The sequence below is a fragment of the Nocardia sp. NPDC056541 genome (assembly GCF_042794235.1).
Taxonomy (GTDB): Bacteria; Actinomycetota; Actinomycetes; order Mycobacteriales; family Mycobacteriaceae; genus Nocardia.
Genome location: NZ_JBHTUD010000019.1, coordinates 78,405 through 101,501 on the forward strand (window position 1 = coordinate 78,405; position 23,097 = coordinate 101,501).

The following is a 23,097-nucleotide window of genomic DNA, read 5'->3' on the forward strand; positions in this document are numbered from 1 at the left end:
AACGCCACGGCGGGGTCGTGTCGAGCATCCGCCTAAGCTGCGGGTGTGGCAGATCCGGTATCGGCTGAGAATTCGTCGGGAGACGCGATCGCGCGGGCGTTGCGCGCGGAGATCCTGGCCGGTCGGCTCGTAGCCGGGGAGCGGCTGGTCGAGGAAGCCCTGGCGAAACGGTTCGGAGTATCGAGGATTCCGGTACGCGAGGCACTGGCCCGGCTGCAGACCGAAGGTTTCGTCACCATCGTCCGCCATCGCGGTGCGACGGTGTCGTCGTCGTTGATCCACGACGGTCGCGAGCTACTTCAGGTGCGGCGGGGTCTCGAGGTCCTGGCGGCACAGCTCGCGGCGGAAGGACGGGGTGGCGTGGTCGCGGACGACATCTCGCGGGTCGCCGACGGCGAGACGGACACGCAGACGCCGTTCCACGAGTTGATCGCGACCGCCTCTGGCAACGAACAGCTGCGCGAGATGCTCGCCACGCTGAACCAGCGGGTGCAGTGGAGTCTCGGCCACAACCCGGAGACCTCGGCCGACGATCATCGCGCGGTGGCGATCGCGATCCGTAACGGTGCGGCGGTCCAGGCGGGCTATCTGATGGATGAGCACCTGCGCCGGGACGAACAATTCTTCTCGGCGGAGTTCGATCGTTAGCCACTGCCACTAGTTGTATACAGTCCAGTCGAATATATCGATGGCTTAACATGAAGCACAAGGAGCGAAACTCGTACGTCACAGGAACTGTATACAAATTAGGCAGTGCGATTCCAGTTCCACGCTGTAGTCGGCTCGCCGATACGACCGTTGTCGGCGTCACACTCCCGTACCCGGAGTTCCGACATGTCCCACACCGCCCCCGGCGAACTCACCGCCGTCACCGTCCCCTCTCTGTCGCCTGCCACCGAACCCGGAGTCTCCGCCGGGTTGTCCTCGGCCTTGGACCGCATCGGTTTCGGCCGAGTACAGATCGTCGTCATCTCGCTGCTGATGGCGGGCCTGTTCTTCGATTCACTGGAACAGAATTCGACCGGTGCGATGGGTCCGCTGCTGAAGGAATCCTTCGGCATCGACAACGCGCAGCTGACCATGATCAACACCGTCACTGTGCTCGGCGGCCTGGCCGGTCGACTCATCGGCGGCTACCTCGCCGACCGGTGGGGCCGGCGCGCCGCGCTGAGTCTGAACCTGCTCGTCTACACCCTCGGCGGCCTCGTCAGCGCGGTCGCGGTGAACTACGAGATGCTGCTCGCCAGCCGATTCGTCGTCGGCATCGGACTGGGTGGCGAATTCACCGTCGGGTTGGCGATTCTCGCCGAGATCGTGGCCACGCGTCATCGCGGCACACTGCTGGCGACGCTCAACATCTCCTCCGGTGGCATCGGCAACATCGCGTCGTTCGGGTTCTTCTGGCTGGTGCTCGGCCCGTTGAACAACGTCCTCGGCGGGAACGACAGCTCCTGGCGCTGGACCTACGTGATCCTGGCCGTGCCGGCCGTGCTGGTCGTGTTCTTCCGCCGCTACCTGCCCGAATCGCCACGGTTCCTGCTGTCGAAGGGCAACATTCACGCGGCGAACGTGAGCCTGTCGAAGCTGGGCAGCGGCAGTGTCACCGGACTGCGTCATCCCGGCGTCGTCACCCCGTACGTCACCGAAGCCGACATTCCGGTTCCCACGAAGTCGTCCTATCTCACCGTCTTCCGAGGTCGCAATCTCCGCAACACCGTGGCCATCGGCGCTGCCTCCTGGATGTCGTTCGGCGCGCAGGTGACACTGCTGTTCCTGATGCCGATCCTGCTGGTATCGCGCGGATATTCGCTGTCGGACTCGCTGGCCTTCACGATGATCATGAATGTCGGCAGCCTGTTGGGCGCCTGCGCGGCGTCGTATCTCGCGGGCCGGGCGCCACGGCGCCGCACGGTGATGTCCGCCGCGGTGCTCGGCTGCGTCTCCGCGATCACCTTCGCCACTTTCGCGAACTCGACCGCGCTGATCCTGGTGCTGGGCATGATCTTCCAGTTCTTCACCATGATGCTCAACACCATGCTGTCGGTGTGGTCGCCGGAGCTGTTCCCGACTTCAGTCCGGGCCATGGGCACCTCGGTGGTCAACGGCATCGGCAATGTGGCCGGCGCTGTCATGCCGTTCGCCGCGCTGTTCTTCTTCGACCTCGCCGGCGTGCCCGGCGTGTTCTTCATGATCGCGGTCATGTACGCCCTGCTGGTGGTGGCCGCCCGATTCGGACCCGAAACCTTCGGTAAGTCACTCGAAGCCGTCACCGAACAACCCCGCTGAGGAGCCGACCCATGCTCGACCTGACGATATCCGCGACCGCACACGGCTTGAACTACCTGCCGGAGTACTACGCCGATCACCTCGGCCTGTTCGCGGAGCACAACGTGAAAGTCACTGCGACAGCGAAGGATCCCTGGACAGGGGTGCTCGACGATCTCGACAGCGGAGCGGCGGATATCGCCCTGGGCGGGTTGTGGGTACCCGGGATGTACTGGGGAACTCCGCGCGAACTCACGGTGTTCGCCCAGCTCAACCACCAGTTCCCCAAGGCGCTGGTGACCCGTCCCGGTACCGGCGCCATCGACTGGGCCGATCTCACCGGCCGCACCGTCCTCGCGCCGGGGATCGGCGGCAGCGCCCCGTACGCCTTCACCGCGGGACTGATCCGCGAGTCAGGCGTCGACCCCGCGGGCATCACCTTCCTGCGTGATCTGTCCACCCCGATGTTCGTCGAACTGTTCGAGGCCGGGCTCGGTGATGCGATCGTCCTCGACATGACCACCGCGCAAGTGCTGCAGGACAATGGAACCGGCACCATCGCGATCGACTACGCCGAAGTCGGCGGTCTCGGCCCGAACAGTGTCTATTACTGCCGGACCGACCGCGTCGAGGAGCTCTTCGACCGGCTCGTCGGCTTCACCTCGGCTCTCGGCGAGTCGATGCGGCGGTTGCGGACGACGACGGTCCGTGAGCTCGGGCCACTGCTCGCAGAGCACTGGCCCCACCTCGCCCCGGCGACCCTGGCTCGCTCCTGCGAGCGCATCAAGGATTCTCGAACCTGGGACACTGTGCGCATCGACGCCGAGGCCAGCGACCGATGGATGCGAATTCTCCACCAGGAAAGAATGGTTCGCACACCACCCCCGTTCGCAGAACTCGTCGACACGCGCATCGTCGACAGCGCCGAACTCACCGTGGCGTACAGATAGCGCGCTGGTCAGCTGCGTGGGCGACCCGGATTTCGGGGGTCCCCGCAGCTGACCGGCAGTGCAGGTACCTCAGAGGTTGACGCCGAAATCGCGGGCGATGCCTTCCAGGCCGGAGGCGTAGCCCTGGCCGGTGGCGCGGAACTTCCACTCGGCGCCGTTGCGGTACAGCTCGCCGAAGACCATGGCGGTTTCGGTGGACGCGTCCTCGGAGAGGTCGTAGCGCGCCAGTTCCTCGCCGTTGCTGCGGTCGAGGACGCGGATGTAGGCGTTGCGCACCTGGCCGAAGGACTGGTTGCGGGTGGCGGCGTCGTAGATCGAGACCGGGAACACGATGGAGTCGATCGTGGCCGGGGTGTTGGCCAGGTCGACGTTGATCGTCTCGTCGTCACCGTCGCCGGCGCCGGTGGTGTTGTCGCCCGCGTGCTCGATCGCGCCCTCGGGCGACTTCAGGTTGTTGAAGAAGACGAAGTGCCCGCTCGACACCACCTTCTTGTCGGCGCCGAGGCCGATGGCGCTGGCGTCGAGGTCGAAGTCCGTGCCCGTGGTGGTCCGCAGATCCCAGCCGAGGCCGACCGCGACGGCGGTGAGGTTCGGCGCCGCCTTGGTCAGTGAGACATTGCCGCCCTTGGACAAGCTGACACCCATATCGAATCCCCTTGCTCATCGCGGCACGAAGCGCGCCGACGACCACACCCTAACGTTCGACTCTGAACGTTTGCTGTGATCAATCCTGTTCGGCCGCACCTGTTTCCACGGGCATGCGGTCGGCGCCCCAACTGCGCCGGAGATAGCCGATCACCCGGTCCAGCTCCGCGCGCTCTACGGCGGCCAGCTCACCGGGCTCGAGCGGGTCGAAATGGAAGATGTAGAGCCGCGAGGCGAATTGCTCGAAGGGCAGCGACGCTTCGCCGAAACGCTCACCGTGCCCGGCTGTTCCGACGACGACCCCGTCGCCCCAGTCCTGGCCGCTGTCGTTGTTCGGGTTGTAGAAGTACACCCGCATCACGTCTTGCGGGTCGAGGCTGACGCGCAGCACGGTGATCGCGTGCCAGCCGACGAAGCGGGCCGCGCTGTCGGTGACGGCGATACCGGCGGGCTGCGGGTGGATCACCGGCTGGTTGCCGTTGTAGAAGGGGTGATAGCCCGCGTAGAAGTGGCGCAGGAACTCGTCGAGGTCGGTCAGCAAGCCGGTGGCGACATCGACATTGATCCGGAAGCCGCGGCCGGACCACCAGCCGTGGAATTCCGGGTTGATCCAGCGGTGCGGGTCGCCGTCGCGGCCGATACAGCGCCGTCCCATCTGCGCGTAGATCCGGTCCAGGTGCGGTACCACCAGCAGCGAGACCGGGTCCAGATCCAGTTGCAGCGCGGTCGATTCCGTGTCCTCGGTCTCGCGCGAGGAGATCGGCTGCCCTTCGAAGTGCATCACGATCTCGTCGTCGCGCGCGGCCCACACCAGCGTCTGCAGCAGATAGTCGGGGTCGTTGTAGGCCCACATCGACAGCGCTCGCGCCGATTGGCAGGTGGGGTTGTCGCCCTGCCCGATTCCCAGCGGCAGGCCGAGAACCGACAGCATCCCCGACAGCAGCCACGCCCGCGGCTCCGGCGTCGGCCCGAACACCTGGGTCAGCCGCCGGCGCGAGTGCGGTGAAAGCCGCAGTGCCAGTTGGCGCCACAGCGCGGGCGCGACCGGCGGCTGATAGAGGATGCCGCGTTCGAGCAGCAGGGTGAGTCCGTACACGCACTGCGCCGTTTCGACGTGCACAGCCTGCTCGATGAGACTGTGGACGAGTTCGTGATAGCAGAGCAGGCTGTCGCGGCCGGTGCTGGACAAGCCCATCGCCTCGCCGAGCAGATACTCACCCTTGGTGAGCAGAAAGCGCAGCAGCACAGCGTGATACGGCGACACCAGCCCGGTGTCGTGCATGGACCGCGCGAATCCCGTTGCCTCGTACTGCAACGCACTGTCGTCCATCGATTCCAGCCGCGTGCGGTAGATCTCGACCCCGGGGTCTTCCCGGCACCCCTCGGTGGTTCCGTAGAGACTACTGATCAGCCGGTCGGCGCCGAGGCCGCTGGCGCCGAGATCCACGTCGGGATTCGCCCGGGCGACGGCGATCTGGGTGATCATCCGTTTGACCCCGTCGACCTGGATGGGCCGCTGCCGCAGAATGCGCCAGATCTCGTCGACCAGGTTCTCCAGCACCTTCTCGTACCCGACCTCGGCGACGAGGTAGTGCAGCAGCTCGCGCGAGACCTGCGCCATCCGCCCCTGCTGTTCCCGCTCCGCCTCGGTGGGCGGGGAGAACAGCAGCGACAGATTCACCGCGAGCACCTGCGACAGGTGATCCTCGGCCTCTTCGGCCGACACCAGCGCATGCTGATATTCGCCCTTGGCGACCGCGAGCAATCGCAGATCACTCACCGCCTCCAACACCATGGTGTCGGCGTTGGCACTGCGCAAGGAGCCGGTACTCAGCGCCGGGATGAGGATCTGCGGCTGCGCCCAGTCGGTCCCGAGGAAAAGGCCCGCGGTCTCCAGCTTTTCGGCCCGTTCACGCACCGCCGCGCAACCACCGGGCAGCAGCAGCACCCGCCGCAGCGAGTCCATCACCCTGGGCAGCTTGACCTGCTTACCGAAATCGCCTGCGTCCGCGAGGGACTGTATGGCGTGGTCCACCGTGGCGAGACGCCGGTCCAAGCTCGCCGGGTCGTGGCCGTCCGGACTCAATCGCCGATCCCTTCGCACTCCGCTGCCCCTGGCAACGGATCAAATATAGAAGTCGAGCTCTTCTTGTCGCTTCAACAGATCCCGCAGAGTGTACGGGTCCTCGCCGAAGAAATAGAGCAGACCCCAGTGATTACCGAATGCGGTGCGTTTGGTGACCTTTTCGGCCTGCGGCGCGGTGAGCTCGTGCGTCTCGAAGTAATCATGATCCTCGGTCTCGGGCGGCACCGACAGCCGACTGACCACACGTCGACGCGGATACACGCCGAAGCACCCGGCGTGGCCGGTGGCATCCACCACTTCCTTCGGGAAGAACGCGTCGATCTCCTCGTCGGTGGACTTCGGGTCGAACGCCAGTACCAGCGCGTGGTAGGCGTTGAAACCATAGGTCCGTTCCAGCAGTTCGAACACCTTGAAACCCGGTGGCCGGTAGGCGACCTCGCCGAAATACATTTCCCCGTCGCTGGTGACGAAATACTCCGGATGGATGAAGCCGAATTCGATGTCGAAGGTCTTGATCAGTTTTTCGACCTGCCGGGTGATCTCGGGCCGATATTTCTCGAGTTCCGGCGTCGCGGGCACGAACACCGAGTATCCGAGCGTCACGTACTCCGAGATGTTCAGGAAGCAGATGCGGCCGTTGTGGACCCAGGCCTCGACCGCGAACTCCCAGCCGTCCAGGTGCGATTCCATCAGCATCGGGAACTCGTCGTCGGGGATGAAGTCCACCTCGTCGGGGGTCCGGATGATCCGGTGACCGAGGCAGCCCGCCTTGTCGAACGCCTTGAGGTGAATCGGATCGTTGGGATCACCGTCGAGTTTCAGCAGGGTTTGATTGACCCGCTTCAGGAATCGGATCACGTCGTCGCGTTCGTGCGCCTCTTCGAAGATTCCGACCCGGATACCGCCGAGCTGCGCGCGCCGCTTCATCAACGACTTGTCACGCAGGAGCATCGACTGCCCGAGCAGGCGAGGATTGTCGAGCAGGACGGAGTTGATCGCTCCGGCCCATTCCACCGTCTCCTCGAAGATCGGAATGGCGACGTCGACTCCCTTTTTCTTCAGGGTCTCGGCGATCTCCATCGAACGATCGTTGAGCCGCTCGAAATCCCAGGGGATATAGGGTATGCCGTGCTCCGTGCAATAACTTTCCGCCCATTCGGGCGCAACTACGATATAGCGGCGGTCGAACCGGTCAACCGCCTCGACCGCATTCAGACTCCAGCCCAGCAGGGCTACATAACCTTTGTTCGGGTTTCGACTTTTCGATTCGTCAGCTGAAATCGACAAACCTTATCCCTCCTCGAACTCCACAGCCCGGAAAGCGGGACGCTGAAATGAATCCCTGCAGGGCTGCCATTTCCATGGAGTACCCGGCCCCTGCTCGATCAACCATGACGAAGCTGTGACCGAGGGGCTTGTGACCGGGCGCGACCGGCACCCATCCCGCGGCGGGACTACGCTCAGGCGATGCCCGGTCCAGAGACCCTTCCGCCGCCACGCAACGGTGTCGGCCTCGCGTCGTTGGTGCTCGGCATCATCGCCTGCGCGGTCTCGTTCATTCCCGTCGTCAGCGAGTTCGTGGCCGCCCCAGCCGGTATCGGCGCCGTGGCCGCCGCGTTCATCGGCTGGGATCGGATCGAGAACGGTGTGGCCACCAACCGCGCCGACACGATCGCGGGCGGCATCCTCGGCGCGATCGCGCTGGCGGTCACGGCCCTCGTCTACCTCGCGACCCACTCCGGCTGACGAGCGCATTCCGTCGCCATGCACGCGGCGAGCGAAGTCCGTAGCCTGAAAATCGTGATTACTCTCAAGAAGGAAGACGGCGCGGCCGATCTCGCCGGTATCACCAAAATGAGCGTGGGGGTGAGCTGGGATCCGTCGGCGGGTTCCAGCGGTGGAATTCTCGGAATGGCCCGGCGCAAGCGCGGTGTCGACCTCGATCTGATCGCCGTGCTGTTCCAGGGTGCTGAGCCGGTGCGATTCGCCGGCCTGGATTCACTCGATCCGCTCGGCAACGGATCGGTGCTGCACACCGGCGACGAGCAGACCGGTGCGGCCGCGGGCGACGACGAGACCGTACACGTCACGTTCGCCACTGTTCCCCCCGCGATCGACTCCATCGTCTTCGTGGCCGTCGCGTTCAAGAAGGGCAGTTCCTTCGAGAAGGCGAACAACGTCTCGTTCAAGATCTACGACGCGACCGGGGGCGATACCCAGCCTGTCGCCGATATCTGGCCGTCACTGCTCGGCGCGGAGAACGCCAACGCGATCGCGCGGACCTTCCGCAACGGTCCGGTGTGGCAGCTGGAGGTCCTCGACCGCAAGGGCAAGATCAAGCAGGGCGATCGCCAGGCGTTGCTGCGCTTCGCGATCGGCTGACGTCGCGGCGGCAGGGCCCGGCGCGCAGTGCGCCGAGCTCCGCCGTGACGCGGCGAACAGACCTCGCACTTTCCCACTTTTGCGACATCGGCGAAGTTCGTCAAGACCACGCGATTTCGGTGTTCCCTGAATAGTTGCTGCGCTACGGTTTTCCGCATGGACGACATCGAGTTGGATTTGCCGAGCGTCGCTACTTCCCACAACGCCGGACGAATTCTGGAAATCGGCGCGGTCGGTCTGCGCAACCCCCTCCCCGTCGACGGCGAACAGGCCCACGCCTATGTGTGCTGCGTCGACGGCACCACCCTGCAGCTCCCGGATTCGCTGCAGAACTGGGCCATGCAAACCCTCGCCGCGAACTTCGACCTACGCGCCACCGGCCTACCCTCGCTGTTCCCCTGCCGCTTCGAATTCGGCATCCGCGACGGCGCGGCCTACGCGGTACCGGTGACCCAGCGGTCGCTACGCGAGAAGGCGAACGCGTGACGACCTGAGCAGAGAATTCCTTTGTCGCACAACGCGTCTACCGCCAATATCTGCGTGCGCTGAAGAACTAGGCGATCGGCGGCAGGTGGACGACCTGGCCCGCGTAGGCCAGACCGGCGCCGAAGCCGAGTAGCAGCGCGGTGTCGCCGGGGTCGGCGGCGCCGGAGCGCACCAGCTGTTCCATGGCCATCGGAATGGAGGCGGCGCTGGTGTTGCCGGTTTCGATGATGTCGCGCGCGACGGCGACAGTTTCGGGCAGGCCGAGGGTGCGGACCAGCGCGTCGGTGATGCGGATATTGGCCTGGTGCGGAACGAACGCGTCGAGGTCGTGAGCCGTGAGGCCCGCGAGGTCGAGCGCGTCACGACACGCCTTCTCCAGAAACGTGACGGCCCAGCGGAAGACCTCGGTGCCGTTCATCCGGATGTAGGGACGTTGCGACGTGCCACCGCTGGCCTCCGCCGCGGCGACTTCGGCGAAATACTCCAGGAAGTCCTTGTCCTGCTTGATCGCCGAGGTGCGCGCGCCATCCGACCCCCACGCGACCGGGCCGATCCCCTCCTGCTCGGCCGGCCCGACGACGACCGCACCGGCACCGTCGGCGAAGATGAACGCGCACCCGCGATCGGTGGTGTCGAGCAGATCCGACAATCGCTCCACACCGATCACCAGCACCTGCCGTGCCTGACCCGAGCGCACCAGATTCGCCGCATCGGCCAACGCGTAGCAGAAGCCCGCGCAGCCCGCGGAGATGTCGAACGCGGCGGTGTCGTGCATGCCGAGTTCGGTCGCCACCACCGCGCCCGCCGACGGACCGAGCACCATCTGCGACGACGTCGCCAGCACCACCGCGTCGATCTGCTCGGCGCTCACCCCCGACGCCGTGAGCGCGTCCCGAGCAGCCGCGACACTCATCGAGACGATCGTCTCGTCGGGCTCGGCCCAGTGCCGGGCGGCGATCCCGGAACGGGTCTTGATCCACTCGTCCGAGGACTCGATCGCGTCGACGATCTCGGAGTTGGGCACGACACGGCGCGGGCGGTACACGCCGAGGCCGAGAATTCCCGCGTGGGTGACCGGAACCGCGGTGGCAATGGGGGTGGGCATGACATCCTCTCCATATGAACCGATCGGTTCACGTAGGAATAGGTCTAACATGAACCGATCGGTTCAATCAAGGGGTAGGAGAAGATCGGATGGCCGCCGGACCACGCGCCCGACTCATCGAGCACACGATCAGCACCGTCCAGGAACACGGCGTGCACGCGTCCTCCCTCAGCGAACTACTCGAGCGCAGCAGGACCTCACGCAACTCGCTGTACCAGCACTTCCCGTCCGGAAAGGGCGAATTGGTGCAGACAGCGGCACGGATCGTGGCACGCCTGGTGTACTCACATGTGAGCGCCATGGCCGACGCCCTGCAGACCGCGCCGTCGGCCCAGCAGTGGCTCACCGACCTGCTCGCCTTCTGGCGCGCCCCGCTGGAGAAATCCGACTACACCGCGGGCTCGTTCATGATGGCGGCCGCTCTCGACGAACTCGACCCCGCCGTCCAGTCCATCGCGGGCCAGGCGTTCGCCGAATGGACCGCCCGGCTCGCCGACGGGATCGTCGCCACCGGGATCGAGCGATCGACCGCGGTGTCGCTGGCCGGGTTCCTGCTCACCACCATCGAGGGCACGATCGTGCACAGCCGCGCGCTCAAGTCCGCGCATCCGTTCGACCAGGCGGTCACTCAGCTGACGATCCTGTTCACGGTGCACCTGACCGAACGGTGAGCCGTCTCACGAGATGCTGTGTGCCGCATCGAGTTCGGCGCGCAGGGTGGCGATGATCCGGCGACGGGCCGCCGCCCCTTCGGGGCTGGGCGTCAACGGGTAGACGTGCACGAGTCCGGATTCTTCCTGATAGTCGAGGTCGACGCCCGCCGCGCGTGCCTTCGCCGCCAGCAGGCGGGCGTCGGGGTTCAGGATGTCGTCGGTGCCAGTGAACACGGTGATCGGACCCAGCCCGCCGAAGTCGCCGAACAGGGGGCTGACCAGGGGATCCTTCATCGAGAGTTCGCCGCTCCACATCCGGCCGAACACCAGCCCACCGTCGCGGCCCAGCCACGGGTCACGCAGCAGAACCGCGTCGATCTCGGGGTTCTCGAGAGTGAGGTCGAGCGCAGGAGAGATCAGCAGCGTGCGGGGAACGATATGACCCGCGTCGCGCAGGTGCAGCGCGGTGGACAGCGCGATCTGACCGCCCGCGGAGTCGCCGGCGAGGAAGGTCGGACCGTAGCGCTCGTCGGCCGCGGTGACCAGTTCGGCGACGCGGGGAATCACCTCCGCCGCGGTGCCGAACGGAATCAGCGGATAGATCGGGACCGTCACGACGAGATGCGTCTGAGCGGCGATCCTGGCCGCGAGTTGCCAATGTTGCGAAGCGATTTCGCCCACCCAGCCGCCACCGTGCGCGTACACGAGGCCACCGCGGGAGATCCCGTCCGACGGGGTCAGCGTGTAGATCGGCCAGCCACGGTCGTGCTCCACCGAGATCTCGACACCGCGGAGTGTGCGCGGCGGACCGTAGGCGAGGGGCCGCAGCGCGCGCTCGCGCACGTGCGCTGCGGCCAGCTCGGCATCGACGTAATTCCGGTTGCGCCGGGTGACCCGCAGGAATCCCGGAATCACGAACCGACTCATCACACCGGGCACCGCGACCTCCACTCGACGACGAGACCGGTGCGGTCCACAGCGCTCGGGCCGAGCGTCACCGGTGCCAGCCAAGCTACTCCGTGCCGGCCTCAGCCGAGGGGCTGCTCGGTGATATCGGTGCGCAAGCTGGTGCCGTTGAGGTCCAGATAGAGCACGCCCTCGGTGACCGAGAGGGTGGCGGTATTGCGACGGTCGACCAGTCCCGCGGCCTCATCGATGAACGCGCGATCGAAACTGACCAGCGGAATCTGCGCCGCGTTGTGAATCTTCTTGCCCGCGTACTGCGCGAGCACCTTCGCCGGGTCGCGGTGGGTATAGACCACGGCCCGACCAGCGAGTTTGCTCCCGCGGTGAATACGGTCCGCGTCGGGCGCGCCGACCTCGATCCACGCGGTCGTCCGGCCGGTCATATCCCGAACCTGCACCGCGGGCTCATCGGTGGCCGAGATCCCGCCGTCGCTGAACACGATCCCCTCCTCGTACTGCAAGCAGTACGCGAGGATCCGGGTGATCATGTACTCAGCCGTCTCCGACGGGTGCCGGGCAACCCGCAACTCGAGATCCTCGTACACCCCCCGATCCACATCGGCGAGCTGGACGGCGAAGTTGTGCAGTGTTGCGCTGAGTGCCATAGGAGCTCCGACCCTACCGGGCCGCGACGTCGACTACTCGCGCACTCCCGGTTGCGCTGACCGGTCCGGACCGCCAGCATCTGTACATGAGAATCACTCACGTTTCGGCTCTGGCCGCCGTTTTCCTCGCACTCGGCACGGCAACCGTTGCGGCAGAACCGAATGCGGCCGACTCACCCCGTCAGGCCATTGCCCGCGCCTACCTCGACGCCCTGGTGTCCCACGACGCGAGCGCGGTCCCCTTCGCCCCCGACGCCACCCGCGTCGAGGTCGGCCTCCGAACCGGCTACTCGGGCCCCCAGCTGAGCGCCGACTTGGAGAACGGCCTCCAGTACCGCGTGATCCAGGGCATTCGCGACCTCACCATGTCCGAATCCGGCGACACGGTCACCACCCACTACCTCCTCGACGCCGGAGTGGCCGACATCCGCCTGACCACCGTGGAGATCACCGAGACCTTCGTCATCCCGGTGGACTCCATCCAGACGATCGAGGCCACGATCACGCCGGTGCTGTAACGACCTCGCGGCCGACGAGCTGTCGCGCGCTCACTGATCCGCATCCAGCAAGGCCCGCGGGGCGGCCTGACACCACGAGTCGGTGACGATGGCTTCCAGTTCCTCGCGATCGTCGAGTGATGCCAGGCGGACGCGGACCCAGGGGTTACCGGACTCGTGCGAGGCGATCCAGAATTTGCCGGGTTCGGCGAGGACCAGTTCGTCGCGATCGAGAATCGGGCAGCGGACCGCCATCGAGGTCTCGTCCTCGGGCAGGGTGAGGAACAGCTTGCCCGCGACCTTGAAAATCGGCATGCCCCAGGCGAAATGCTCTGTCGTCTGCGGCAGCGACAGCACGAAGGCGCGGACGTCCTCCCCGGTGACATTCATGCCCACATCCTGACACCACACACCGACACGATCGGATCCATCGCCGCGGGACCGCTAGTCGACGGCACCGAGGGTGGCGACGGTTTTCCTGGCGCGGGAGGCGGTGATCCGGCGGCCGATCACGCCGTGGCGGGGGGCGAAGAGGTAGACGAAGGTGAAGGCGACGCCCTGGGTCACCACGACCATGCCGCCGGCGGCGGTGTCGAGGTGGTAGCTGATGTAGAGGCCGGTCACCGCGCACAGCACCGAGATGGTGGGGGCGATGACGAGCATGCGGGAGAAGCGGTCGGTCAGGAGATAGGCGGTGGCGCCGGGGATGATCAGCATGGCCACCACCAGCACCACGCCGACCGCTTGCAACGCGACCACCGAGGTCAGGGCCAGCAGGGCCAGCAGGGCGGTGCCGAGCACGCGGGGGTTGAGGCCGATGGCGTGGGCGTGGGTGGCGTCGAAGGCGTAGAGGGTGAAGTCACGGCGTTTGAGGACCAGGGCGACCAGGACGATGGCGGCCAGGATCATGATCTGGATCATCTCGCCGCGGCTCACACCGAGCAGGTTGCCGAAGACGATGTGGTTCAGGTCGGTCTGGCTCGGCGTCACCGACACCAGCACCAAGCCGAACGCGAACAGGGTGGTGAACACGATGCCGATGGCGGCGTCTTCCTTCACCCGGCTCGTATCGCGGACCACGCCGATCAACGCCACCGCGAGGAACCCGAAGATCACCGCGCCGACGGCGAACGGCCAGCCGACGATGTAGGCCAGCACCACACCGGGCAGCACCGCGTGCGACACCGCGTCACCCATCAGCGACCAGCCGATCAGCACCAGCCAGCACGACAGCACCGCACAGACCACGGCGGCCGTGACCGTGGTGGCCAGCGCGCGCACCATGAATTCGTAGCGCAGCGGGTCGATGAAGAATTCCTCGAGGCTCATCGGTCTCCGTCCACATCCAGGCCGAAGGCCTTGGCCAGGTTCTCGGGGCGCAACACCACATCGGGGTCGCCGTGCTCGAGCACCCGGCGGTTCAACAGCACTGCCTCGTCGGCCAATTGGGGCAGCGCGTGCAGATCATGGGTGGACACCAGGATGGTGGCCCCGTCGGCGGCGAGCTCACGCAACAGCGCGGTGATGGTCGCCTCGGAGCGCTTGTCGACACCGGCGAACGGCTCGTCGAGCAGCAGGATCGTGGCCTCCTGGGCGATGCCCCGAGCCACGAACGTGCGCTTCTTCTGACCACCCGACAGCTGCCCGATCTGCCGGTCGGCCAGGTCGGTGAGCTCGACGCGGGCCAGCGCGGCGTCGACGGCGGCACGGTCGGCCTTGCTCGCCCGGCGGGTGAAACCCATTTTCCCGTAGCGCCCGGTCATCACCACATCGCGCACCGACAGCGGGAAACTCCAGTCCACGTCCTCGGACTGCGGCACGTAACCGAGACTGCCCGCCTTGCGCGCGGCGGCCGGGGGGCGGCCGTTGATCAGCACCCGGCCTCGATCGGGCGTGACCAGCCCCATCACGGTCTTGAACAGCGTCGACTTGCCCGAGCCGTTCATACCGATCAGCCCGCACACCCGGCCCGATTTCAGGGTCAGTTCGACAGTGTCGAGCGCGAGCACATCACCGTAGTGGACTGTCACGTCCTGGATTTCGACTACCGGTGCGGTCATTTCGAGACTCCGGCGAGTGCGGTCGCGATGGTCTTCGCGTCGTGGCGGATCAGGTCCAAGTAGGTCGGGACCGGTCCGTCGGTCTCGGAGAGCGAGTCGACATAGAGCACGCCGCCGAACCGTGAGCCGGACGCCTCGACCACGCGTTGCATCGGCGCGTCCGACACCGTCGATTCACAGAACACGGCGGGCACGCCGCGCTGGCGAACGAAGTCGATGGTCGAGCCGATCTGCTGCGGGGTGGCCTGCTGTTCGGCGTTGACCGGCCAGATGTACTTCTCGGTCAGCCCCGCGTCGCGAGCCAGGTAGGAGAACGCGCCCTCGCAGGTGACCAGGGCGCGCTGGTCGGCGGGCAGGGTGTTCACCGCGGCGACGAGATCGTCGCGCACGGCGCCGAGCTGCGTCTTGTAGGCATCGCCGTTGGCACGGTAGGCGTCGGCGTGTTCGGGGTCGAGATCGGTGAACGCGCGGACCATGTTGCCGACGTAGATCTGCGCGTTCACCGGCGACATCCAGGCGTGCGGATTGGGCTTGCCCCGGTAGGCGTCCTCGCTGATGTCCATCGGCGCCACCCCCTCGCTGACCACGGCGTGCGGCACATCGAGGTCGGCGACGAACTGGGTGAACCAGGCCTCGAGGTTCAGCCCGTTGTCCAGGATCAGATCAGCCTTGGCGGCCTTCTTGATATCGCCCGGCGTCGGCTCGTACCCATGGATCTCAGCCCCCACCTTGGTAATCGATTCGACCCGCAGATGCTCGCCTGCCACATTCCGTGCCATGTCGGCCAGGACCGTGAAGGTGGTGAGAACCACCTTCTTCCCGTCGTCATCGGAGGTGATCCCACCGCAGGCAGTGAGCGCGAACGCCATGACACTCAGAACACATGCCGCAAGCACCCGGCGGCGCGCCGGCGAACGGTAGAACCCAACCCTCATTCCAGAATTATATTGTTCGGGTAGCCGAACTTTCAAGTTCAGGGCTAGAAACAGTCGCGAGGACGGCTCAGGATGCCCAGGGCGGGGTGAAGGTAGAGCCGTCGGGGAGCTCGGCCGCGAAGCCGACCCGCACAGTCACCAGCAGCCTGGCGATCTCGTCGGCCGAGTTCGCGAGGGCGATCATCGAACCGGCGGGCGCGACCGCCGCGTCACCGGGTTTCATCGGCGCGGATTCGCCGTCGATCGTCATGGTCACCTCGCCCGACAGCACAACGAACGCCTCCTCGCCCAGGATGCGATGGGGCACGCCGACCGAATCGGCCCGAACCTCGGTCTGCCAGACACACAGCTCGGCACTGCCGGTGCCGGGTCGGACGAGGGACGTGAAGCGGGCGTTGTGCACCTCGTGCACCTGCGCGTCTGCGGAACGGATCACCGGCATTCGAAACCTCCATAAGGTCAAGCAACTTGTCTATATAGTCAAGTAGATTGACTATTGTGTCAAGTGTCAGAATGACTGTCGTGCCCGTGAACGCAGACCTCCCCCTCCTGTTGCTCGCGGCAGCGGCCGAGGTGACCGAGGCGGTGCACGCCAGGGTCGCCGCGGCGGGATTCACCGACATCCGGCCGACGCACGGCTTCGCGTTCGTCCGCATGACGCCCGACGGCGCGACGGTCGGAGAGATCGCCGACCACCTCGGCGTCACCAAACAGGCAGCCAGTCAACTGGTCGACGAGCTGGTCACCAAGGGCTATGCCGATCGCAATCCACACCCGCGCGATGCGCGCGCCCGCCTGATCACCCTCACCGAACGCGGCTGGGCATGCACGCGAGCCGCCGACGCCGCCATGGCCGAGTTCACCCAGACCTGGTCGGACACCCTCGGCGCGACCACCCTCACCCAGGTCAGCAAGGCGCTGGGTCGCGTCGTCACCCCGGGGCGAGTCCGCCCGAGCTGGTGAACTGCCACCACCGCCGTAACCAAATCTTGCAAACCGACGATGTGCATAACGGGTACCCAACAATCCGAAGAACTGGATTTTCAAAACCTGCGCGGTGTCACGGCGAGCGGCATACTCTCGGATCGAGCGGTGACGCGCCACCGCAGCACCCGGGCCGACGGTCCGGGTAGCGCACTCGTCACGTCACCGTTCGTCTCGATCCCGGAGGGTCAATGTCAGCCCTGGTCACCGTTCACACCGTCGACACCGTCACTCGGCACAAGTACGAGCGGCTGCAGTACACCGGTTCGGCCGGCGTGGTCGCCTCGCTCGAGGACGCCCGCCTCGTGGATCGATGGCGCGCCGACTACCCCGGCTGGGACGGCGAGCACTGGGCGTTCGACGCGGGCACCGACAGCCCGGGCCGGCTGCGCCCGATCAATGTCGCGGCGCGCAACAACTGATCAACGCGGTGACGAGCGCCTGATCAGCGCGGTGCGCACCACATGATCAGGCGGCACCCGCGGCAGCAGCCCGATCGATGATCCGTGGGAACGGGCTCGCCGCTTCCAGCTGGTAGGCCAGGTCGAGCAGCGTCCGCTCGTCACCACGGCGCGCGGCCAGCTGGATCGATCCGGGCAGACCGCTGGGCACCAGGCCGTGCGGCAGCGAAATGCCGGGTCCCCCGCCGACGTTGTTGAGCGGGGTGAAGCCGACGTAGTCGGCGAGCTTGGCGAACAGCGCGTCGAACGGCTGGCCGGGCGCGAGCTCGCCGATGCGCGGCGCGGGATGCGAGAGCACCGGGGTGAGTAGCACGTCGACCTCGGCGAAATGCCGGTCATAGGCCGCGACTCCCCCGCGCAACCGCCACGTCGACGCGGCCACCGCGAGCGGATTGCGCTTGGCCAGCCCGATCAGACCGGTGGTGAACGGGTCGAGTTTGCGCGCATCGAAGTACCCGCGGTGGCCCAGCCGGAACGACAGCGCCATCGCCGCGGCCATCACCGCCCAGTACTGCTTGAAGTCCTCGACGAAGCGCGGATCCACATCCAGCCGCATCTCGACGATCTCGTGGCCGAGACCCTCGAGTACCTTCGCCGCCGAGGCCAGGACCGCGCCGTTGTCGGCGTGCACCGGCCGGCCGAGGACATCGGCGGTGATCAGGCCGATCCGCAGCCGTCGCGCACTCGGCCCCTCGACCAGCCCCACCGGCGGCAGCGCCGGATTCGCGCCGAATCGTTCCACGGCGGCCAGGTAGTGCGCGGTATCGCGGACCGAGCGGGTGACCACGCCCTCGGCGACCAGATGCACCGGCAGCTTGCGGGCGCCGGGCTGGTCGAGCAGGCGGTTGCGGGTGGTTTTCAGGCCGACGAGACCGTTGGCCGCGGCGGGAATGCGGATCGAGCCGCCACCGTCGTTGGCATGCGCGATCGGCACCACCCCGGCCGCCACGAGCGCCGCCGAACCGCCCGAGGAGGCGCCCGCCGAGTACTCCGGATTCCACGGGTTGCGGGTCGGCGCGCGATCGGTGAATTCGGTGCTCGCGGTGAGCCCGAATTCCGGCAGCGTCGACTTACCGAGCACGATCACGCCCGAGTGCAGGAACTGCGCGCCGGGACCGCTGGTCACCGTGGCCGGATGCGGTGTGAACGCGGCCGAGCCGTGGCAGCTGGGCAGCCCCGCGATATCGGTGTTGTCCTTCACGAACGCGGGCACACCGGCGAAGACCCCCGCGGTCTCGGGCGCCGACGCCGCGCGATCGAAGCACGTCACCTGCACCGCGTCCAGCCTCGGATCGACCCGCCGCGTCCTGGCGATGGCGGCCTCGAGAACCTCCGACCGGCTCACCTCCCCCGCGCGCAACGCCGCGGCGACACCGACCGCGTCCAGCGTTCCCAGGGCATCGTCGGTGAATCCGTGCACGGCAGAGCTCATATCCGCAGCGTAATGCGAGCCCGGGTCCCTTCGCAGCAGTAACGAATGTGCTGGCCCTTCTCGACTATCGCATTTCTATTGATAATGGTTATCATTAGCATCTTGCTCGAGGTTGGAGGACATGTGGGACACCTGTTGATGGTGGAGAGCTGGGTCGGTTCGATGAGCACCCTGCTCCCGGCGGGAATCGAGGACAGTGGCCACGAATTCAGCTTCCTGACCCGAGATCTCGGGCACTACCTCCGGCCGGGAACACCCCTGCCACATCCCCTGCTCGGGGCGGCCAACGTGTTCACCGCCGACACCAACGACGAGTCGACACTGCTGCCGTACGTGCGAAAACTGCAGGCGGCATTCGGTTTCGACGGTGTGCTCACCTCGTGCGACTACTATCTGCCGACCGTCGCCGCGATCGCCGCCGATCTCGGCTTGCCCGGGCCCGGCCGGACCGCGGTGGCCGATGCCTGCGACAAGTACCGGACCAGGCTGATCTGCCGTGCCGCCGGTGTCGCCGGTCCCGCCTTCGCCGTCGCGCGGGAATGGGATGAGATCGTGGGCGCCGCAGCCGAACTCGGCTATCCACTGGTGGTCAAGCCGGTCGACCTCTGCGGCGGAATGTTCGTCCGCCGGGTCGGCGACGAGGCCGAGTTGCGCGTCGCGGCGGACGCCATCGCCGGATTCCCGATCAACGCCAGAGGACAGCACCGCTCACCACTCGTCCTGCTCGAAGAGTGCGTGGACGGGCCGGAATTCAGCGTGGAAACCGTCACCGTCGCCGGGCGGACGACGGTGATCGGAGTGACCGACAAACGGATCACCGGTGCCCCCGCCTTCATCGAGTCGGGCCACATGTTCCCCGCTGCCCTCGAGCCCGGCGATTCCGCCGCGGTGGCCGAGCTGGCAGTCGCGGCGATCACCGCGCTCGGTCTCGACGCGACCGTCGCCCACACCGAGGTCAAACTCGGCGCGCACGGCCCCCGCCTGATCGAGGTGAACCCCCGCCCCGCCGGGAATCGCATCACCGAACTGGTGCGACGGGTCACCGGAATCGACCTCACCGCCGTGCACGCCGAAGCTGTCGCGGGCGGCGAGCCCGATGTCACACCCCGGGAGACCGGTATCGCCAGCGCGGCCGTCGCGTTCGCCGTGCCGACGGACGCCGGCCTGCTGACCACGGTGGACGGAGCACAGAACTGGGCGGCGGACCCCAGGATCGTGGAGCGCAAACTGGCGGATCCCGGCACCGAGGTGCGTCCCGCGACCGACAACAACACCTATCTCGGTCACGTCATGGTGGTGGACGACACGCAGGGCACCACCGGCGATCTCGCACAGCGGTTGATCGCCGATCTCCGTTTCGACCTCGACGCTGCGCGATGATCGCCGCCGACGTGCGCCCCGACTCCGTCGCCGAGCTCATCACGTGGGCGCGCCGGGGCAAGCTCGGACCCGAACCCGCAACCCTGCACGCGTCCACGGCGTTTCGCACCGCCTACGGCACCCGGCACGCGGGCCGCTCTCGCGGATACCGCAACGAGGTGCTGAGCCTGCGGGTCGGCGCGGCGGTGGGCTCATGTGGTCTCGAACCCGGCTCTGCCACCGACGATCTGGTCGACAGCTGTGTCGCGGCGACGATCGACGAACTGCTCGCGCATCCGGTGCCCGCGGTCCGGATCGCCGCGCTCGATGCCTATCTGATGCACGTGCGTCCGCATCCGCACGCGGGTGGCGTGCAGGGCGAACAGGTGGTGATCGAGGGGCCGACCTCGCTGACGAAGTCGCGCCGCCGGGCGAGCACCGTCGTCGACCTGCTGCCCGCCGGGGTGTCGCGGGTACTGGTGGTGGGCGTCGTCGGTTCGCTGCTCGCCGAACTGCGGGCGCGCGCCATCACGTATCTGCCGTGCGACCTCGCCGGTGGCGTCACCGAATGGGGTGAGCCGGTCTTCGAGTCGGTCGCCGACGCTCCGTCGGACTACGACGCGCTGCTGGTCACCGGAATGTCGCTGGGTAACGAGACATTCGACGAATTCCGGGCCGTGGCGAACCGGCGCGGCCTGCCGCTGGTGCTGTTCGCCCAGACCGGCAGCGCGGTGCTGCCCTGGTTCCTGGGCGCGGGCGTACACGCGGTCTCGGCCGAGCCCTACCCGTTCTTCTCCCTCGACGGCGGGCCGAGTGCCGTCGTCACCTACCGAGAGCTGTCATGACACCCCCGCAACCCGCGCTTCTGCAGTTGATCGGCGGCACACCCGCCGTGCCCATTCCGTCCGGCAACAGCTGGTACACAGCGAAACTCGAGGCAGCGAGCGTAGCGGGCATGAAAGCCCGTGCGGCAGTGTCGATGTTGCGCGCCGCTGCGGCGAGAGGTGAGCTCGCGCCGGGCGCGACGATCATCGAATCCACCAGCGGCACACTGGGACTGGGCCTGGCGCTGGCCTGCAAGGCACTGGGCCATCCGGTGCTGCTGGTGGTCGACGACGAGCTGGAACCCGATCTGCGCGCGTTGTTCTCGGCGTTTCAGATCCCGCTCGACGTGGTCACCGCACCACACCCCTCCGGCGGCTGGCAGCAGGCGCGGCTGGATCGGCTGGCCGCATTGCTCACCGCCACACCGGGTGCGTACTGGCCCGACCAGTACGACAACCCCGACAACGCGGGCGGCTACCAGGCGATGGGCGAGGAAATCCTCGCCCAGGTCGACGGCGTCGATGTGCTGGTCGCCTCGATCGGTTCCGGCGGGCACTGCGCCGGGCTCGCCCGGGTGCTGCGCACACGGTGGCCCCGGCTGCGGGTGATCGGGGTCGACGCCGTCGGCTCCCGGATCTTCGGCCAACCAGATCGCCGCCGGCTCATGCGCGGTCTCGGCAGCAGCATCCTGCCCCGCAATGTCGCCTACGCCGACTTCGACGAGGTGCACTGGGTCGACGCCGCCGAGGCGGTCGCGTCGTGTCGCCGGGTCGCGGCGGCCACCGGCATCGCGGGCGGCTGGAGCACCGGCGCCGCCGCCCTGGTCGCGGGCTGGGTCGCCGAGCGTGAACCCGACGCCCGCGTGCTGACCGTGTTCCCCGACGGGCCACACCGCTATCTGGGCACCATCTACAACGACGACTGGTGCCGAACCAACGGTCTCTTCCGCGCGCCCGCCACCGCACCCACCACGATCGCCGCCCCGGACAGCGCCGAAGTGCTCGGCTGGGGCCGATGTTCGATCGTCCGCGACCCTGCCGCCGAGGTGAGCGCGTGACCCCCGCAACGGCTTTCCAGCCCGGAACCGGCAGATGAACGGCATCGACACCTTCCGCGCGCTACCGGGCGCCGTCCGGCTACTGCTCGTGAATCATCTTGTGGGGCATATCGGTTTCTATCTCCTCGTACCGTTTCTGGCCGACTACCTCCTCGACGACCTCGCGCTGTCGGCGGCCGTTGTCGGCATCGTGCTCGGGGTGCGCAATCTCAGCCAGCAGGGTCTGTTCCTCGTCGGCGGCTCGGCGGCCGACCGGCTCGGCGCGCGCGGCGTGATCATGGTCGGCCTGGCGATCAGGGCACTCGGCTTCTCGCTGTTCGCCGTCGGCGGTTCGCTGCCGGTGGTGCTGGCGGCCTCGGTGCTCACCGGTTTCGCGGGGGCACTGTTCAATCCGGCGGTCCGCGCGTTCATCGCCCGGGACAGCGGTGCGCAATCGGCGCAGGCCTTCGCGCTGTTCAACGTCTTCGGCAATGCGGGCTCCGCGATCGGACCGGTACTCGGCACCGTGTTGACAGCGGCGGGCTTCCGGATATCGGCCCTGGTCGCGGCGGCGATCTTCGCGGTGCTGGCCGTGGTGCAATGGCTGCTGCTGCCCGCGCGACCGGTGCCCGCGCACGAGGGTGGGGTCGGTACCGACTTCGCGACGGTGTTCACCGATCGCCGGTTCTGGGCGTTCACCCTCGCGCTGATGCCGATGTTCGCTTTGCAGAGCCAGATCTACTTCCTGTTCACCCTGCAAGCGCAGGACAGTGCCGGGCCCGGTCACGGTCCGGCGGCGGTGGCGGCGCTGTTCGTGGTCGAGACGATCGCCGTGGTGGCGCTCCAGGTTCGGGTCACCACGGTGCTGGCGCGCCGACCACAGCGTGGGCCCGCGATGGCGCTCGGGATGGCCGTCATGGGAGCCGCGTTCCTCCTGCCTCCCGCCGTCGCGGGGGTGGTGCCGTTCGAGGGAAACAGCGTGGTGGGCACAGTGATCCGGATTGCTCCGGTGGTCGCGGCCGCGGTGCTGCTCGCGATCGGCGTGACCGCGGTGCAACCCTTCGTCAACGAGGCGATCGGCCGCTTCGCCGGAACTCGGCTGACCGGAACCTATTTCGGCGCGTTCTATCTGGCGTCCGGCATTTTCACGGTCGTCGCCACCTCGATCACCGGCGCCGTCCTCGACCACACCGGCGGCCCCCTGAGCTGGCCGCCCTCGCTGCTGTGCGCCGCGGCCGGTGTGCTGTCGGCCCTCGCGCTGCTGCGGCTACACCGCCGGAACCTGCTGCCCGGCCCCGCAGCGATCCGGCCCGAACTCGCACCGGTCACCGACGACAACACCCCCAGCGAAAGGCGATGACTCCG

At 67.1% G+C, this 23,097-nt stretch carries 26 protein-coding genes; 14 read left to right on the forward strand and 12 right to left on the reverse strand.

All coding sequences use genetic code 11. From position 1 onward, the window contains the following. Nucleotides 1-45 precede the first annotated feature (45 nt). The 3 genes from ACFQ9R_RS28240 to ACFQ9R_RS28250 all read left to right on the forward strand — a co-directional run bounded on the left by ACFQ9R_RS28240 (nt 46) and on the right by ACFQ9R_RS28250 (nt 3,215). Complete coding sequence (locus ACFQ9R_RS28240) at nt 46-648, forward strand: GntR family transcriptional regulator (RefSeq protein WP_378994680.1); 603 nt, start codon at nt 46-48, stop codon at nt 646-648. Nucleotides 649-834: 186 nt separating this feature from the next. Continuing rightward, nucleotides 835-2,286 (forward strand): MFS transporter, encoded by a 1,452-nt coding sequence (locus ACFQ9R_RS28245; RefSeq protein WP_378994682.1) that lies wholly within the window; start codon nt 835-837, stop codon nt 2,284-2,286. 11 nt (nt 2,287-2,297) lie between these two features. Continuing rightward, nucleotides 2,298-3,215, forward strand: a complete 918-nt coding sequence (locus ACFQ9R_RS28250) for an ABC transporter substrate-binding protein (protein WP_378994684.1) — start codon at nt 2,298-2,300, stop codon at nt 3,213-3,215. Between the two features lie 69 nt (nt 3,216-3,284). On the opposite strand, the gene ACFQ9R_RS28255 is transcribed toward ACFQ9R_RS28250, so the two are convergent. The 3 genes from ACFQ9R_RS28255 to ACFQ9R_RS28265 form a co-directional block, all read right to left on the reverse strand. Then, the gene (locus ACFQ9R_RS28255) at nt 3,285-3,860 is read right to left on the reverse strand and encodes a TerD family protein (protein ID WP_067457219.1); all 576 of its coding nucleotides are present in this window, start codon (nt 3,858-3,860) and stop codon (nt 3,285-3,287) included. Nucleotides 3,861-3,939: 79 nt separating this feature from the next. Continuing rightward, the gene (locus ACFQ9R_RS28260; RefSeq protein ID WP_378994686.1) at nt 3,940-5,946 is read right to left on the reverse strand and encodes a hypothetical protein; all 2,007 of its coding nucleotides are present in this window, start codon (nt 5,944-5,946) and stop codon (nt 3,940-3,942) included. Nucleotides 5,947-5,985: 39 nt separating this feature from the next. Next, a complete protein-coding gene (locus tag ACFQ9R_RS28265; RefSeq protein WP_378994688.1) occupies nt 5,986-7,026 on the reverse strand; it encodes an acetyl-CoA carboxylase biotin carboxylase subunit family protein in 1,041 nt (346 codons plus the stop codon). A 387-nt stretch (nt 7,027-7,413) separates the two neighbouring features. Here ACFQ9R_RS28265 and ACFQ9R_RS28270 point away from each other — a divergent pair, with 387 nt between their 5' ends. The 3 genes from ACFQ9R_RS28270 to ACFQ9R_RS28280 all read left to right on the forward strand — a co-directional run bounded on the left by ACFQ9R_RS28270 (nt 7,414) and on the right by ACFQ9R_RS28280 (nt 8,814). Continuing rightward, on the forward strand, nt 7,414-7,692 hold the full coding sequence (locus ACFQ9R_RS28270; protein WP_378994690.1) for a hypothetical protein: 279 nt from the start codon (nt 7,414-7,416) through the stop codon (nt 7,690-7,692). A gap of 54 nt (nt 7,693-7,746) precedes the next feature. Beyond that, nucleotides 7,747-8,328: a TerD family protein gene (locus ACFQ9R_RS28275; RefSeq protein ID WP_101464103.1), complete on the forward strand. Its 582-nt coding sequence runs from the start codon at nt 7,747-7,749 to the stop codon at nt 8,326-8,328. A 156-nt stretch (nt 8,329-8,484) separates the two neighbouring features. Then, the gene (locus ACFQ9R_RS28280) at nt 8,485-8,814 is read left to right on the forward strand and encodes a hypothetical protein (protein WP_378994692.1); all 330 of its coding nucleotides are present in this window, start codon (nt 8,485-8,487) and stop codon (nt 8,812-8,814) included. Between the two features lie 67 nt (nt 8,815-8,881). Here ACFQ9R_RS28280 and ACFQ9R_RS28285 read toward each other — a convergent pair whose 3' ends face one another. Further along, a complete protein-coding gene (locus ACFQ9R_RS28285; protein ID WP_378994695.1) occupies nt 8,882-9,919 on the reverse strand; it encodes a beta-ketoacyl-ACP synthase III in 1,038 nt (345 codons plus the stop codon). An 89-nt stretch (nt 9,920-10,008) separates the two neighbouring features. On the opposite strand from ACFQ9R_RS28285, the gene ACFQ9R_RS28290 reads away from it, so the two are divergent. Next, nucleotides 10,009-10,590, forward strand: a complete 582-nt coding sequence (locus tag ACFQ9R_RS28290) for a TetR/AcrR family transcriptional regulator (RefSeq protein WP_378994698.1) — start codon at nt 10,009-10,011, stop codon at nt 10,588-10,590. Nucleotides 10,591-10,596: 6 nt separating this feature from the next. Here ACFQ9R_RS28290 and ACFQ9R_RS28295 read toward each other — a convergent pair whose 3' ends face one another. Together ACFQ9R_RS28295 and ACFQ9R_RS28300 are read right to left on the reverse strand one after the other, a co-directional pair. Further along, complete coding sequence (locus ACFQ9R_RS28295; protein ID WP_378994700.1) at nt 10,597-11,499, reverse strand: alpha/beta hydrolase fold domain-containing protein; 903 nt, start codon at nt 11,497-11,499, stop codon at nt 10,597-10,599. Between the two features lie 101 nt (nt 11,500-11,600). Beyond that, complete coding sequence (locus ACFQ9R_RS28300; RefSeq protein WP_378994702.1) at nt 11,601-12,143, reverse strand: YaeQ family protein; 543 nt, start codon at nt 12,141-12,143, stop codon at nt 11,601-11,603. 86 nt (nt 12,144-12,229) lie between these two features. On the opposite strand from ACFQ9R_RS28300, the gene ACFQ9R_RS28305 reads away from it, so the two are divergent. Next, nucleotides 12,230-12,661: a hypothetical protein gene (locus tag ACFQ9R_RS28305; RefSeq protein WP_378994704.1), complete on the forward strand. Its 432-nt coding sequence runs from the start codon at nt 12,230-12,232 to the stop codon at nt 12,659-12,661. 30 nt (nt 12,662-12,691) lie between these two features. Here ACFQ9R_RS28305 and ACFQ9R_RS28310 read toward each other — a convergent pair whose 3' ends face one another. The 5 genes from ACFQ9R_RS28310 to ACFQ9R_RS28330 form a co-directional block, all read right to left on the reverse strand. Next, on the reverse strand, nt 12,692-13,030 hold the full coding sequence (locus ACFQ9R_RS28310; protein WP_378994706.1) for an MmcQ/YjbR family DNA-binding protein: 339 nt from the start codon (nt 13,028-13,030) through the stop codon (nt 12,692-12,694). A gap of 54 nt (nt 13,031-13,084) precedes the next feature. Next, nucleotides 13,085-13,969 carry a metal ABC transporter permease gene (locus ACFQ9R_RS28315; RefSeq protein WP_378994708.1) on the reverse strand — a complete coding sequence of 295 codons (885 nt, stop codon included), beginning with the start codon at nt 13,967-13,969 and terminating at the stop codon, nt 13,085-13,087. After that, entirely contained in the window at nt 13,966-14,700 is a 735-nt protein-coding gene (locus tag ACFQ9R_RS28320; RefSeq protein ID WP_358116468.1) for a metal ABC transporter ATP-binding protein, read from the reverse strand. Before ACFQ9R_RS28320 ends, ACFQ9R_RS28315 begins: the two co-directional genes overlap by 4 nt. Continuing rightward, the gene (locus tag ACFQ9R_RS28325; RefSeq protein WP_378994711.1) at nt 14,697-15,569 is read right to left on the reverse strand and encodes a metal ABC transporter substrate-binding protein; all 873 of its coding nucleotides are present in this window, start codon (nt 15,567-15,569) and stop codon (nt 14,697-14,699) included. The genes ACFQ9R_RS28320 and ACFQ9R_RS28325 overlap by 4 nt, the downstream gene beginning before the upstream one ends. A 133-nt stretch (nt 15,570-15,702) precedes the next feature. After that, the gene (locus tag ACFQ9R_RS28330) at nt 15,703-16,077 is read right to left on the reverse strand and encodes a cupin domain-containing protein (RefSeq protein ID WP_378994713.1); all 375 of its coding nucleotides are present in this window, start codon (nt 16,075-16,077) and stop codon (nt 15,703-15,705) included. Between the two features lie 80 nt (nt 16,078-16,157). On the opposite strand from ACFQ9R_RS28330, the gene ACFQ9R_RS28335 reads away from it, so the two are divergent. Beyond that, nucleotides 16,158-16,598: a MarR family winged helix-turn-helix transcriptional regulator gene (locus ACFQ9R_RS28335; protein ID WP_378994715.1), complete on the forward strand. Its 441-nt coding sequence runs from the start codon at nt 16,158-16,160 to the stop codon at nt 16,596-16,598. A 212-nt stretch (nt 16,599-16,810) separates the two neighbouring features. Continuing rightward, nucleotides 16,811-17,041: a hypothetical protein gene (locus ACFQ9R_RS28340; RefSeq protein WP_378994717.1), complete on the forward strand. Its 231-nt coding sequence runs from the start codon at nt 16,811-16,813 to the stop codon at nt 17,039-17,041. A gap of 46 nt (nt 17,042-17,087) precedes the next feature. Here ACFQ9R_RS28340 and ACFQ9R_RS28345 read toward each other — a convergent pair whose 3' ends face one another. After that, on the reverse strand, nt 17,088-18,512 hold the full coding sequence (locus ACFQ9R_RS28345; protein ID WP_378994719.1) for an amidase: 1,425 nt from the start codon (nt 18,510-18,512) through the stop codon (nt 17,088-17,090). Nucleotides 18,513-18,614: 102 nt separating this feature from the next. Between ACFQ9R_RS28345 and ACFQ9R_RS28350 the strand changes: the two genes are divergently transcribed. The 4 genes from ACFQ9R_RS28350 to ACFQ9R_RS28365 are packed head-to-tail and all read left to right on the forward strand — an operon-like array spanning nt 18,615 to nt 23,092. Continuing rightward, nucleotides 18,615-19,892 carry an ATP-grasp domain-containing protein gene (locus ACFQ9R_RS28350; protein ID WP_378994721.1) on the forward strand — a complete coding sequence of 426 codons (1,278 nt, stop codon included), beginning with the start codon at nt 18,615-18,617 and terminating at the stop codon, nt 19,890-19,892. Further along, nucleotides 19,889-20,716 carry a hypothetical protein gene (locus tag ACFQ9R_RS28355; RefSeq protein WP_378994724.1) on the forward strand — a complete coding sequence of 276 codons (828 nt, stop codon included), beginning with the start codon at nt 19,889-19,891 and terminating at the stop codon, nt 20,714-20,716. Before ACFQ9R_RS28350 ends, ACFQ9R_RS28355 begins: the two co-directional genes overlap by 4 nt. Continuing rightward, nucleotides 20,713-21,753, forward strand: coding sequence for a PLP-dependent cysteine synthase family protein (locus ACFQ9R_RS28360; RefSeq protein ID WP_378994726.1), 1,041 nt, complete (start codon nt 20,713-20,715; stop codon nt 21,751-21,753). Before ACFQ9R_RS28355 ends, ACFQ9R_RS28360 begins: the two co-directional genes overlap by 4 nt. 34 nt (nt 21,754-21,787) lie before the next feature. Continuing rightward, nucleotides 21,788-23,092 carry an MFS transporter gene (locus ACFQ9R_RS28365; protein ID WP_378994728.1) on the forward strand — a complete coding sequence of 435 codons (1,305 nt, stop codon included), beginning with the start codon at nt 21,788-21,790 and terminating at the stop codon, nt 23,090-23,092. Nucleotides 23,093-23,097 lie beyond the last annotated feature (5 nt).

Coding starts and splice junctions, on each gene's coding strand:
- ACFQ9R_RS28245 (WP_378994682.1), top strand. CDS start 835: ATGTCCCACACCGCCCCCGGCGAACTCACCGCCGTCACCGTCCCCTCT.
- ACFQ9R_RS28250 (WP_378994684.1), top strand. CDS start 2,298: ATGCTCGACCTGACGATATCCGCGACCGCACACGGCTTGAACTACCTG.
- ACFQ9R_RS28255 (WP_067457219.1), bottom strand. CDS start 3,860: ATGGGTGTCAGCTTGTCCAAGGGCGGCAATGTCTCACTGACCAAGGCG.
- ACFQ9R_RS28265 (WP_378994688.1), bottom strand. CDS start 7,026: ATGGAGATCGCCGAGACCCTGAAGAAAAAGGGAGTCGACGTCGCCATT.
- ACFQ9R_RS28270 (WP_378994690.1), top strand. CDS start 7,414: ATGCCCGGTCCAGAGACCCTTCCGCCGCCACGCAACGGTGTCGGCCTC.
- ACFQ9R_RS28280 (WP_378994692.1), top strand. CDS start 8,485: ATGGACGACATCGAGTTGGATTTGCCGAGCGTCGCTACTTCCCACAAC.
- ACFQ9R_RS28285 (WP_378994695.1), bottom strand. CDS start 9,919: ATGCCCACCCCCATTGCCACCGCGGTTCCGGTCACCCACGCGGGAATT.
- ACFQ9R_RS28290 (WP_378994698.1), top strand. CDS start 10,009: ATGGCCGCCGGACCACGCGCCCGACTCATCGAGCACACGATCAGCACC.
- ACFQ9R_RS28295 (WP_378994700.1), bottom strand. CDS start 11,499: ATGAGTCGGTTCGTGATTCCGGGATTCCTGCGGGTCACCCGGCGCAAC.
- ACFQ9R_RS28300 (WP_378994702.1), bottom strand. CDS start 12,143: ATGGCACTCAGCGCAACACTGCACAACTTCGCCGTCCAGCTCGCCGAT.
- ACFQ9R_RS28305 (WP_378994704.1), top strand. CDS start 12,230: ATGAGAATCACTCACGTTTCGGCTCTGGCCGCCGTTTTCCTCGCACTC.
- ACFQ9R_RS28310 (WP_378994706.1), bottom strand. CDS start 13,030: ATGAATGTCACCGGGGAGGACGTCCGCGCCTTCGTGCTGTCGCTGCCG.
- ACFQ9R_RS28315 (WP_378994708.1), bottom strand. CDS start 13,969: ATGAGCCTCGAGGAATTCTTCATCGACCCGCTGCGCTACGAATTCATG.
- ACFQ9R_RS28320 (WP_358116468.1), bottom strand. CDS start 14,700: ATGACCGCACCGGTAGTCGAAATCCAGGACGTGACAGTCCACTACGGT.
- ACFQ9R_RS28325 (WP_378994711.1), bottom strand. CDS start 15,569: ATGGCGTTCGCGCTCACTGCCTGCGGTGGGATCACCTCCGATGACGAC.
- ACFQ9R_RS28330 (WP_378994713.1), bottom strand. CDS start 16,077: ATGCCGGTGATCCGTTCCGCAGACGCGCAGGTGCACGAGGTGCACAAC.
- ACFQ9R_RS28340 (WP_378994717.1), top strand. CDS start 16,811: ATGTCAGCCCTGGTCACCGTTCACACCGTCGACACCGTCACTCGGCAC.
- ACFQ9R_RS28345 (WP_378994719.1), bottom strand. CDS start 18,512: ATGAGCTCTGCCGTGCACGGATTCACCGACGATGCCCTGGGAACGCTG.
- ACFQ9R_RS28355 (WP_378994724.1), top strand. CDS start 19,889: ATGATCGCCGCCGACGTGCGCCCCGACTCCGTCGCCGAGCTCATCACG.
- ACFQ9R_RS28360 (WP_378994726.1), top strand. CDS start 20,713: ATGACACCCCCGCAACCCGCGCTTCTGCAGTTGATCGGCGGCACACCC.
- ACFQ9R_RS28365 (WP_378994728.1), top strand. CDS start 21,788: ATGAACGGCATCGACACCTTCCGCGCGCTACCGGGCGCCGTCCGGCTA.